General features: G+C 41.5%; 14 protein-coding genes and 1 rRNA gene. 7 read left to right on the forward strand and 8 right to left on the reverse strand.

The annotated features are described in order from the left end of the window. Positions 1 to 103: 103 nt before the first annotated feature. On the reverse strand, positions 104 to 967 hold the full coding sequence (locus F895_RS13580; protein WP_005239784.1) for a PHP domain-containing protein: 864 nt from the start codon (positions 965 to 967) through the stop codon (positions 104 to 106). A 45-nt stretch (positions 968 to 1,012) separates the two neighbouring features. Between F895_RS13580 and F895_RS13575 the strand changes: the two genes are divergently transcribed. From F895_RS13575 to mnmC, 4 genes are read left to right on the forward strand one after another with little or no spacing between them, the layout of a single operon-like run. Further along, complete coding sequence (locus F895_RS13575; RefSeq protein ID WP_005239785.1) at positions 1,013 to 1,624, forward strand: septation protein IspZ; 612 nt, start codon at positions 1,013 to 1,015, stop codon at positions 1,622 to 1,624. Between the two features lie 24 nt (positions 1,625 to 1,648). Continuing rightward, positions 1,649 to 1,951, forward strand: coding sequence for a YciI family protein (locus tag F895_RS13570; protein ID WP_005239786.1), 303 nt, complete (start codon positions 1,649 to 1,651; stop codon positions 1,949 to 1,951). 3 nt (positions 1,952 to 1,954) lie between these two features. Beyond that, positions 1,955 to 2,410 carry an SH3 domain-containing protein gene (locus tag F895_RS13565; RefSeq protein ID WP_005239787.1) on the forward strand — a complete coding sequence of 152 codons (456 nt, stop codon included), beginning with the start codon at positions 1,955 to 1,957 and terminating at the stop codon, positions 2,408 to 2,410. A gap of 17 nt (positions 2,411 to 2,427) precedes the next feature. Further along, the gene (mnmC, locus tag F895_RS13560; RefSeq protein WP_005239788.1) at positions 2,428 to 4,338 is read left to right on the forward strand and encodes a bifunctional tRNA (5-methylaminomethyl-2-thiouridine)(34)-methyltransferase MnmC2/FAD-dependent 5-carboxymethylaminomethyl-2-thiouridine(34) oxidoreductase MnmC1; all 1,911 of its coding nucleotides are present in this window, start codon (positions 2,428 to 2,430) and stop codon (positions 4,336 to 4,338) included. 84 nt (positions 4,339 to 4,422) lie between these two features. On the opposite strand, the gene F895_RS13555 is transcribed toward mnmC, so the two are convergent. Further along, positions 4,423 to 4,737: a rhodanese-like domain-containing protein gene (locus F895_RS13555; protein ID WP_005239794.1), complete on the reverse strand. Its 315-nt coding sequence runs from the start codon at positions 4,735 to 4,737 to the stop codon at positions 4,423 to 4,425. Positions 4,738 to 4,827: 90 nt separating this feature from the next. Between F895_RS13555 and F895_RS13550 the strand changes: the two genes are divergently transcribed. Both F895_RS13550 and F895_RS13545 read left to right on the forward strand, forming a co-directional pair. Beyond that, positions 4,828 to 5,316 (forward strand): YajQ family cyclic di-GMP-binding protein, encoded by a 489-nt coding sequence (locus F895_RS13550; RefSeq protein WP_005239796.1) that lies wholly within the window; start codon positions 4,828 to 4,830, stop codon positions 5,314 to 5,316. Positions 5,317 to 5,330: 14 nt separating this feature from the next. Further along, positions 5,331 to 5,825, forward strand: a complete 495-nt coding sequence (locus F895_RS13545; RefSeq protein WP_005239799.1) for a DUF4442 domain-containing protein — start codon at positions 5,331 to 5,333, stop codon at positions 5,823 to 5,825. Between the two features lie 58 nt (positions 5,826 to 5,883). Here F895_RS13545 and F895_RS13540 read toward each other — a convergent pair whose 3' ends face one another. The 4 genes from F895_RS13540 to F895_RS13525 form a co-directional block, all read right to left on the reverse strand. After that, positions 5,884 to 6,363 (reverse strand): GAF domain-containing protein, encoded by a 480-nt coding sequence (locus F895_RS13540; RefSeq protein ID WP_005239800.1) that lies wholly within the window; start codon positions 6,361 to 6,363, stop codon positions 5,884 to 5,886. A gap of 67 nt (positions 6,364 to 6,430) precedes the next feature. Next, positions 6,431 to 6,844 (reverse strand): acyl-CoA thioesterase, encoded by a 414-nt coding sequence (locus F895_RS13535; protein WP_005239802.1) that lies wholly within the window; start codon positions 6,842 to 6,844, stop codon positions 6,431 to 6,433. Position 6,845: 1 nt separating this feature from the next. Continuing rightward, positions 6,846 to 7,283 carry a thioredoxin TrxC gene (gene trxC / locus F895_RS13530; protein WP_005239804.1) on the reverse strand — a complete coding sequence of 146 codons (438 nt, stop codon included), beginning with the start codon at positions 7,281 to 7,283 and terminating at the stop codon, positions 6,846 to 6,848. Beyond that, positions 7,284 to 8,180 (reverse strand): alpha/beta hydrolase, encoded by an 897-nt coding sequence (locus F895_RS13525; RefSeq protein WP_005239807.1) that lies wholly within the window; start codon positions 8,178 to 8,180, stop codon positions 7,284 to 7,286. It lies immediately after the preceding gene. A 122-nt stretch (positions 8,181 to 8,302) separates the two neighbouring features. Here F895_RS13525 and F895_RS13520 point away from each other — a divergent pair, with 122 nt between their 5' ends. Next, a complete protein-coding gene (locus F895_RS13520; protein WP_005239808.1) occupies positions 8,303 to 8,638 on the forward strand; it encodes a protein tyrosine phosphatase family protein in 336 nt (111 codons plus the stop codon). Between the two features lie 225 nt (positions 8,639 to 8,863). On the opposite strand, the gene F895_RS13515 is transcribed toward F895_RS13520, so the two are convergent. Both F895_RS13515 and rrf read right to left on the reverse strand, forming a co-directional pair. After that, positions 8,864 to 10,867, reverse strand: a complete 2,004-nt coding sequence (locus F895_RS13515) for an Ig-like domain-containing protein (protein WP_005239810.1) — start codon at positions 10,865 to 10,867, stop codon at positions 8,864 to 8,866. Between the two features lie 336 nt (positions 10,868 to 11,203). Continuing rightward, positions 11,204 to 11,318, reverse strand: a 5S ribosomal RNA gene (gene rrf / locus F895_RS13510). Positions 11,319 to 11,461: the final 143 nt, after the last annotated feature.

Raw genomic sequence — 11,461 nt, forward strand, 5'->3', positions numbered from 1 at the left:
GCAGTACTTATTAGCCCCCTCCTGCAAAACCATGAAACATCGATTGCACGCCCCATACAAGCAGCATGAAAAACACAAGGATGAAGCAAAATTCTAATTTTTTTCATAGCACAGGTGATTTAAAGCGTTCCCAAATCCCTTTCTGCCCCTCTTTCAGGCGTGGTGTCTGTCCCAATTTAATCCACGGCATATTCTCGCCATGGAAATCACTGCCAATTGAAACCGCCAGATCAAATTGCTGAATCATGCGATCGACCATTTGACGTGTCGAAGCAGGCTCGATACTCGGCGGTAGTTCTACGGCATCCCCCCCTGATTCAGCAAAGAGCTCAATCAAATAACGGATATTGGTGGCAGACAGGTCATAACGGGTCGGATGGGCAAGCACAGCGAAACCCTGACTGGCATGAATCACATCAATGGTTTCTTTAAGGCCCATGCCTTCAAACTTTACAAAGGCTTTTTTGCCTTCTTTCAGGAAACGGTCAAAGGCCTGTTGCGGACGACTGACAATATTTTTTTCGACTAGGGCTTTGGCAATATGAGTTCGGGTGACACGATCTGCTTCACCGTCGACTTGTGTAATCACATCAGGATAGATATCAAAATCAATACATTTTTCTAAGAGCTGACAAATCACTTTTGCCCGTTCGGCACGGACTTTTTTCTGCTGTTCCAGCATGGCTTTGATCGGCGCATCATCCTGCATATCCAAGGCCACTATATGTACACCATAGCTCTTTTTGGTATTCGGTCTAGACCACTGACTGGAAACTTCTACCCCAGAAATAATTTGAATATCATGTGCTTGAGCATAATTTTGGGCACGTGACAAAGCATCCATGCTGTCATGATCTGTGACGGCCAAAGTATGAATTTTTAAGTCCACCGCAGCCTGTACCAGTTGCTCCGGAGAGAAGGTACCATCGGAAATGAGTGTATGTGTGTGTAAATCGACACCGAACATGGTTTGTATTATGCTATCTGACCTATTTCATCATCGTACTGTAACATGAAAGCGTTGCTCGACTATCTTCCGATTATTATCTTCTTTTATTTTTATAAAACCACCGATCCTAAAGATAGTCATCACCCCCTATTACAACTGGTGGGAAGTGCTGGAAATACTGATCAAAATCATATCCTTGTTGCAACCTGTGCGCTGCTCATTTCAACCTTGGTGGTTTATGGCTGTCTGTTCTTTTTCCAGAAATTTAAATTGGAAAAAATGCAGTGGTTCATCGTGGGTATGTCCGTTATTTTTGGTGGAATCACCCTGATCTTTAGTGATGTGACCTACATTAAAATGAAGGCGATTATTATCAATATCGGGATTGGTTTGGGCTTTTTAGTCACTCCGTTATTCAATAAAGAACGTATGCCAATTATCCAGAAGCTCTTGGGCTCTTTACTCGAACTTAGCCCAAGAGGCTGGATCAAATTGAATTGGGCATGGTGTGGACAATTCTTTTTACTGGCTGCTTTGCATTTCTTCTTTGGTTTTGTCTATATGCAAGGAAAATATTGGGGTGAATTCACGGCTTTTGGCGATATTATCGTTTCTATGAGTTACCTAGCTGCTATACTGTTTTTCTTAAGAAAGCATTTTAAAACCACTGAATAGATTTTAAATCATCGAGCTACTGCCATGCCATATTTTGTGCTGACTTGTACTGATCGCGAAGGTACTTTGGAAAAACGTTTAGCAACTCGCCCGCAACATATTGAACGACTACAAAAGTTAGATGATGAAGGTCGTTTAATTGCAGCAGGTGCGCATCCTAAAGACCCAAATAATCCACAAGCAGGCTTTTTGGGCAGTACCATGATTGTTGAATTTGAAAATCGTGCAGCGCTAGATGCCTGGATTCAGGAAGAGCCTTTTTTAAAAGAAGGGATTTACTCAAATATCGAAGTAAAACCATTCAATAAAGCTTTTCCAAAAGGGTAAATCATGCAAGTTGTTGTAAAAAGTCTATTCGCATTATCTCTACTCAGTTCGACTGCATGGGCGGTTGAATCCCCTGCACCTGCTGCTCCAGCCACGGCTGCTGCAACAGCGCAAACCCAAGCCGCGGCCGTCCCCGCTACAGCCACGACAACAGCAGTAAAACCACTGACTGCTGAGCAAATTGCCAAAGCCAAACAGCAGCAAGATGCAAAAGTAAAGGCCATGATTCAAGATCAGGCCAGTCGTTTGAAACAACTTGAACACGCCAACCTCGAAGCGCTCTCTCAAAATCAAGAGTTGCAGTTAAAAAATGATAATTTAACGGTACAGGTTCAGGTGTTGCAAAGTGAACGCAGTGCACAAATGTTTTTATATGGTGCGATGACCCTTGCTGTCGGCGTGATTCTGGGTTTCTTGATTTCCAGCTATATTCACACTAAACGTCGTCGTCAGTGGTAAAACCGTCTGCTTTATTTATGTCTCACTCAGCAAAAATACAAACAGCCGAATTAGACTGGGAACTCATCGATGGCATCGAAGTTCCCATTTCTAAACAGTTCGGTGATGTCTACTTTTCTAAAGATAATGGTTTACTTGAAACACGGCACGTGTTTTTAAATGGCAATGACCTCACTGAACGTCTGTCGCAACTGAACGACTACCAATACTTTTGTGTGGGCGAAACGGGCTTTGGCACAGGTTTAAATATTCTAACCTTGTGGCAGCTTTGGCAGCAGATTCGTCCTGACAATCACAGCCATTTACATGTGGTCAGCGTCGAAAAATTCCCGTTGAGCAAAGTCGATCTGATCCGTGCACTGAATGTCTGGCCTGAGCTCAAACCATTCGCCGACCAACTGATTGCACAATACCCTTTGGCCATAGCAGGCTGTCATCGTTTAAGCTTTCCAGAAGAACGCTTTAGCATTGATTTATGGTTAGGTGATGCACAGGATATTTTTCCAACGATCCCCAAGACCCAAGCCGTAAATGCATGGTTCCTTGATGGCTTTGCGCCTTCATGTAATCCAGACATGTGGCAGGAAAATGTACTGAATCACATGGTCCGTTTATCCGACTATGGAACGACGTTTGCGTCCTTTAGTGTTGCGGGTGTACTAAAACGTGGACTCAAGCAACATGGTGTGCAAATTAGCCGCCCACGTGGTTTTGGTCATAAACGTGAAATGCTCAAAGCCATCTGGCTTGATCCTACGCACGTTAAAACTGAAGACTTGGATGCAGCATCAGAAATTAAGGTTCAATCTGAACGAGCACCAATGGCATCCCGTTCAAGACCTCGTCAGATTGCCATCATTGGCGCTGGGATCGCAGGTTTAAGCACAGCATGGGCCTTTGCTCAACGCGGCCATCAGGTCACGATCTACGAGCAAAATGAGCCACTTTCAGGTGCCTCGGGCAATCCTCTGGCTTTACTCAACCCCAAGCTGTGTCCAATTGAGCAAGCCCATGAACATCTGATGACCTTAAGCTGGCAACATGCCTTGAATTTCTATTCACGTTTCAAAGCATTTAGATCCATTCAAGTCCAGCAAATGGCTTTAAAAAATGCAGATGAATTGCTTGGCTTAGCGGAACAATATCCTGAAGCGGTGTTATCTGTACCAGATCAACAAGATGCACCCCCTGAAACAGATTATCCAAGCTTGACGCTTCATCAGGCAGGTGCAGTTTCTCCACAGCAACTGCGTGATGAAATATTGCAGCATCCGAATATTCAATGCATAAAAGCAAAAATTTCTCGCTTAAAAAGCACAGACAAGCAAACTGAGCTTTGGCAAGAACAGCAACTCATCGCAACAGCCGATGATGTGATTGTTTGTTGTGCCAAGCAAAGTGCTGAGCTATTTGAAAACTACCCCGTGTTAAAGCCGATTCGTGGACAGGTCAGTTGGGTTGAAAATCGCGAGCAAGCTTTAGCTCTAGATCAAGCCTATAGTTATGGCGGTTATTGTATGCAACTGGATGCTGCACAACTGCTCTTAGGTGCATCTTTTTATCCCAATCGAGACGATGTTGATGTCTTGGCAGAAGATCATGTGCATAACTATGAACTTATCCACAGCGTGTTCCCAGAATATGCGCAGCAGCTCCCTACGGTAGAACATTGGCAAGGTCGTGCGTCTGTGCGTGCACAAAGTCTAGATTATTTCCCTTTGGTTGGAAAAATACAAAATGATGGACAGATATTTACCTTTGCAGGCCTAGGTTCAAAGGGATTCTTGTTTGCGCCGTTGTGTAGCGAAGTATTGGCAGCCCTTGTTTTAGATGAGCTTTGTCCAATGCCTCAAAACCTGTTGGATAAGTTGAATCCTCAACGCTTTCAGAAGAAAGTAAAAGCCAAGAAGCCTTATTATTCTGGTTAAATATTTTTAATTTTAAAATAACTGAAATCTAGAATTTTGAATTGGCCAAAATACAGCTGTATTTTGGCCAATCTTTTGAGTGATTTAAGCACCTTGTTCTAAAGGCAAGCCCGCATCACGCGCTGCGCGTGTGCCACCCATCAATACAACATATTCACGAGAACCATCAATACCGTCTAAAAGCTCTGCTGCACGCGGTGCTTTGCTGCCACCACCACATAGAATATAAATCGGTTGATCCGCTGTAACTTGAGTCAAACTATCCGCAGTTATTTCAGTAATTGGACGATTCACCGCCCCTTTGACATGAGCCTCTGCATACGCTTTGGTATCTCGGACATCCCAGATGACTGCGCCTTCTGGGAACTCAAATGTTGTAATTTCTTGTTTACGGATCATTGTGCACTCCTTTGATGTAAACAACACTTGGCAAATGAAGAAAACCCCCTTAGCATCTCAAATATTCTTTCCCTTTGTAAAGGTCTAACCATGCCTTCTTTTGATATTGTTTCTGAATTAGAGTTATTTGAAGTCAATCATGCTGTGCAAAACACAGAAAAAGAGATTGCAACTCGTTTTGACTTCCGTGGACAAGACGTTTCAATTGAGTTAAATGAGAAAAATAAAGAAATCAAAATCTCAACTGAAAGTGATTTCCAGTGCGAACAAGTTTATACCATGCTTGAAAACCATTTTTATAAACGCAAGATTGATGTACAGGCTTTAGACCCACAAAAAGCCACAGCTTCAGGTAAAAACGTCGTCCAAGTGATCAAGCTCAAAGATGGACTTGACTCAGATACCGCAAAAAAAATTAATAAAGCCATTAAAGAAAGCGGCATCAAAGCGCAATCTTCTATTCAAGGAGACAAAATCCGTGTCACAGATAAAAAACGCGATACTTTGCAACAAATCATGAACTTTTTACGTGAACAACAATTTGGTCTGCCACTGCAATTTAATAATTTCAAAGATTAAGCAATAGGTTCACTATGGCAAAAGATAACCGCCTTTATAAGCTGGTTAAAACCACCTCTAAATTTCCAAAAGGCATCCGCAGCACACTCTGGAGCAAGGCGTTTGGTCGTGTGGTTCCGATGGTCGGAACGGCGAATATTCGCTATTTAGAAGTCGACAAAGACCACGTGACTGTGCGTATTGAAAACCAGCGCAATATGCAAAATCATATTAAGGGTGTTCATGCGGCAGCTATGGCATTACTCGGCGAGACTGCGACGGGTTTTTTAACAGGTTTACATGTCCCTGATGATCGCATCTTGTTGATCAAATCATTGCATGTCGATTATTTAAAAGTGGCTCAAGGTGGTTTAACCGCAACGGCAACATTGTCAGCAGAGCAACAACAGTTCATAGCGGACAATGAGAAAGGCGAGTTATTGATTCCTGTAACCGTACTAGATGATTCAGGCAATACCCCCATCCAATGCCAAATGCTTTGGGCTTGGTTGCCAAAGCGTAAAAAATAGCACTGAATTCCCTAACAATAAGGCCCAAAGTAATTTGGGCCTTATTGTTATCAAGCGGTTAAATAAATTTTTCAATCAACGGCATGAGCTGTTTCAAGTATTCGGCATCAATTTCATCAAATTGATTGAGTTCATCACTATCAATATCCAATACTCCGACGCACGTCCCATTTTTCATGATCGGCAGTACAATCTCCGACTTTGAGGCAGAGCTACAGGCAATATGTCCTGGGAACTGATCGACATCGGGTACAATAACGACTTGCTGTTGCTGCCACGCAGTCCCACATACGCCACGACCTTTAGCAATACGGGTACAGGCAATCGGGCCTTGAAATGGACCTAACACCAACTCATGCTCTTTGACCAGATAAAAACCAATCCAGAACCAGCCAAATTGCTGTTTTAACGCAGCGCAGATATTGGCGAGATTGGCAATTACATCGGTTTCATCTTCAATAATTGCTTGAATCTGTGGAAGGATACTTTGATATTGCTCAGCCTTATGGCCGTGCTGCAAAACTAATTCTTCAGCCATACATCATTCCAAATAAAAGAATATCGGCTTGCTCAACAAAACAAGAGCGAGCTGGCCTTGCAATAGATCAACTTGCGGCAAATGTCTGCTTGATCTCTTCTGAGATCAAACGTTTCTTACCATTTACATCAACTGCCACAAAGGTAAACACCCCTTCGGTAATCCGTATAGGTTCACGTGAATTATCGTGACTATTCCATACCTCAATTTGAACTTGCACCGAACTGCTACCGACTTTCAAAATCTTGGTATAACAGCTAATCACATTGCCGACCTTTACCGGTACAAGAAAAGTCATCTGATTGATCGCAATGGTGGCACAGCGGCCTTTACTAAAACGTTCAACATGAATCGCTCCTGCGAGATCCATCTGAGACACAATCCAGCCGCCAAAAACATCGCCACTCCAATTGGTATCAGCTGGCATGGCAATATTCTGTAGTGATAGAGTCCCTTCAGGATGAGTTGGGCGTTCGCTCATGTTAATGTCCTTGGTGTTGCTGTAATTGCTGATCTAGCCATTGCTGTAATTCAGGGCTACGCAATGCCCCGCTAATTCTTGCCAATTCAGTGGTTTTATTCATTAAGACCAAAGTCGGTATACTACGCACGTTAAATGCAGCACTTAAACGTGGATTGGCTTCAGTATCAATTTTGGCAAAAACCACATAAGGATTTTGCTTCGCCACCTGCGCAAAATGTGGTGCCATCATCTTACAGGGACCGCACCACTCTGCCCATAGATCGATCAATACCGGCAGGTCAGAGTTACTGATAAAGTTGCTAAAATTTTGTTCGTTTAATTCAATCGGGGCCTGCGTCAACAATGCTTGATGACATTGACCACAATTAGGATGAACTGCTAATTTTTCTTCGGGTACACGATTTTTTGCACCACATGATGCACAGACAATAATCATCTACATCACTCCAATATGTTGATGTAAAAATTCTAATTGGGTTGTGACTGCTTTTTCAAACCAAGAACCATGATAAATATCAAAATGTTTCATTTCCCATTCATAATAGCTCACAAATGGCGCAATATTGGTGGCAGCTTCACGACTTGATTCAATCGGAATCAGAGAGTCATGCTTGGCGGCGATAAATAAAACCGGGATATTAATTTTTCTTACAAACTGAATCGGACGATAACGCATGAGATTAAAGAACACCCGTGCAGGGACTTCTCCGCTCCAATAGTAGTCAGGGTTCACAATCGAGTGATAACCAAAATAACTATCTGACGTTGGCAAGAAACAGAGTCGATATTGATCGACCACAGGCAGGGTTTTTGGCGCTAAACCCATCTTGGAACCCATATAATCCTGACTAAAACGTTTTAATGCTTCAGGATAGCGCTGTAGCGGATAAAGCTTGGCTGTTTCAGCTCCATCCACATAGGGAACCTGCACCATCACCGCTTGAATATTTTTAAGATCAGTTGCCAAACTGAGTGCATATCCACCACTTAAAGATGTTCCCCATAAAATAATGCGTCGACTATCAATTAACTTGCAGTTAGATGCGTATTGAACGATGGTCTTCCAGTCATCCAACTGTGCGTTCAGAGAAACCAACTCTCGAGGTTTACCCGTACTCCCGCCCCAATAACGATAATCAAATAAGATAACGGCATAACCCGCTTGTGCAAAACGCTGCGCATACTGGATAAGTTTGAATTGACGCAATCCTGCAAAGCCATGCGCCATAATAATCACTGCAGGTCTGATATTGGCTTTAGGAAGATAGAAGTCCGCAGCGATGGTTTCATCACCACTGGAAACATACAACGGCTCAACAGTGTAAGTATGCATGCGCGCTCCATTGCGTTATCTTTTACTTATCATCAGTTATTTAATTTAGACATTTAAACTCAAGATCGAGCTTAATGCTATGATAGAGCATAAAATGTTTTATTTGTTTTTGGAGTGACAAGATGACAGAGAATGTTGGTTTCGCAGGTCAAATCGGCCCTGAGCATATTGGGCAAGTCGTTGAAAAAGGTTTTAAATCGATTATTAATAACCGTCCTGATCTGGAAGGCGGCCCAGACCAACCCACCAGTGCGCAAATCGAAGAATCAGCGCGTAGTGCAGGTCTAGACTATGTTTATCAACCTATTGTTGCTGGGCAGATCACTGAGCTCGATGTCCGTACATTTGCCAATCATTATAATGAACTGCCAAAACCAATTCTGATGTTCTGCCGTACAGGTAACCGTTCAAATAATTTATATCAGATCGCTAAACAAATGGATTTACTTGACGATTAAATCCATTACATTTCATTACCTGATCAAAATAGTGAAATCCCTCTGTTTATAAGATGATGGTTCTTTTTCACGAGATAAAGAACCATGTCAAAACTCGCGCTTATCCTTTTATGTCTCTTCGCGGTTTCGGCTTGTAGCTCACTACAAGTTCGTCCGACTGCCTCCGTTAGTGTAGGTACAGCCCTATAAAAAACAGCACCGAAGTGCTGTTTTTTTAAATTGTGATTATCGCGTAAATCTAAACGTCGTCGTTTTATTTGGTGCTGTTACGGTTACAAGAATATTGTCGCCTGTATCACAACCTTTTAGTTGAACTGCGTATCTTGTAATACTGCTATTACTAAATGTAGAAGGTGTCATCAAATTCATCACTGAAGGAACTGGATTATTGCCACTAATAATTTCAGCCGAACATGATAAATTATTAGCATCAGTATTATCTTTAACCGAAACACTGATTGAAGTTCCTGAAGGCATTGGTACCGTTAACATACTATTGCCAAATAATTGGAAAACAAAATTATCTTTAACAATATCACCATTAATGCCAGAGTTTGCAACGAAAGTTGGTGTATCAGAAGCGAAAGAAAAAATCATTTGCTTACGTAAGGTCGTAGCAAGTTGATCATCACAGGTATAAGGGATATTTGGTTGGTCAATTGAAGATGCGGCACAAGTATCAGTAGTATATGGGGTCGTAACTCGTTTATAGAGGAATTCTCCATTGTTACTATCGTAAATAGCATTTTCATTATCATCGCGGAAAAAGTTACCAATATTACTAACGAGGGTATCAACACCGCCTGCACTGATCGGTGTATAAACACCATCCCCATCTTGATCAAGATATGACTTATCCCCTTCAGCATAAGCAAGTACAGTTACACGCCCATTGGCAGGCCGAGGATTTTGTGTTCTCAACGTCACACTACATTGACCATCGACGGTTTTACAGCTACCGTCAATTTTACCGCCTTCTGCCACAAAATTGACGACTGTTCCATCTGGGACACTGTTCGAGTTACGATCTGCCAACATTGCAGTAACCGTTGCGGTATCACCATCTTTATCCGTTTGTAAAGATTGCTTGCTTGCTGACAAACTAAAACTGTTTTGAGTCGCTCGCCCCGTTGTTACTGTTACATTTTTAGATAATGCACTTAAACCATTAGGTAGAGTTGCTTTAATTTCTACTGGGCCAGGAATATTACCAGGATATAATGTTACAGTAACTTTACCAGAGCTATCACTCTTAACGGTTTGAGCCGTACGATTACCTAAACTAATAAAACTTAAATCTGTAGGCGCTTTCTCTAAACTCAATGTAATATTTTGATTTTTAAGTACTGTACCATTTGAATAAACTGTGAATTCAATTTGACCAGACGAAGATGAACCACTTGTATTAATTCCTAACTGAACAGAATCTTTTGTCGTATATACGACAGAGGTTGCAACTGCTTGTGCGATCGACACCGATGTTGTATTTGATGCCCCTGTAGTTGTTGTCGCTATAATTTTTTGATTACCATCACACAAGTTACCTTTTGAATCGAATGCATAATAGGTTGTTGCTACATTTCCTTGATTTGAAGAAGTTACACTACCGTTGCTAAAGCTACCACAATCAGCTGTAAAGTTTACCGCGATATTATTCTGATAATTTCCCTTAGAATCCTGAGTCACTAGACTCACCAATGTTGATCCGCCAGACTCTAAACTCGTACTTGCGGCAACCATATTCGTCAGTGCAATGTCCTGTTTAGAAAAAACTAAATTCCGTGTTGTAGCAGCAGAAGTCACATTATTATAACTAGCGGTTGCACTCAAGGCATACACACCTGTTACCGTTGCGTTAGTAGGTAAAATGGATATGCTAGCAACACCGTCTGCATTTGTCAGTGCTGTAGCATTAGATGTACCAAAAGTCATATTATCGCCAGTGAAAGTTACAACAGCACCACTGATCGCTTTACCACTTCCATCTTTCACAACAACTTGTGCGGTTACACCTTGATTTGTAATAGTTGTCGCAACATTGCCATTTGAGTCAGTTAAAGAAATATTACCAACATTCACTGCTGTGATCGGTGTCTGACCATTTCCACCGGATGTATTTCCACTGCTATCATTTGAACCATAATAACCGCCCCCACCTCCACCACAACTCGCTAATAATATAGAAACAGCAATTGCAGACAACTTTAAGGTAAGTTGTTTTTTATTCATAATCATTCCTTTTAACCCCGATCAAATCCCCAAATGGAATTAGATTTTCATTATAAAAATACGTCTAATGTAACCATAATATAGATTTTGTGTAAATAAAGTTTATCTTCAAGTAAAGGATATTAAAGTGAACCCTATCAAACTATTTTATTAAATCGAGATATTTTCTATAACTTTTAACAAATAAATAATGAATAAAATAAGTTGAGAACCAAACTGAATTTGAGCATACAAAACGAGTCACCTACTTATAATACTTTTTTCTTATTCTTTCCTTTTTTCCCACACATAAAAAAACACCCCCTAACATTAGTTAGGGGGTGTTTATTATTTAAAAGCTGGCGATGACTTACTCTCACATGGCAAGTGCCACACTACCATCAGCGCTAAGAGGTTTCACTTCTGAGTTCGGGAAGGGATCAGGTGGTTCACTCTTGCTATTGTCGCCAGCAAACTGTTGTGGTGCTTTCGGGTCTTAATCACGATGTATTCATCGTATGCCTTACTTACGGTCCAAAGAGTTATTAACGGATTAGTTAATTGAGTCGGTATTGTAACTAGTTTTCACACTAAATCAAGTTATGTATTGAATTT

Origin of the sequence: Acinetobacter sp. CIP 64.2 (genome assembly GCF_000369645.1) — a bacterium.
In the GTDB taxonomy this organism is placed as follows: Bacteria; Pseudomonadota; Gammaproteobacteria; order Pseudomonadales; family Moraxellaceae; genus Acinetobacter.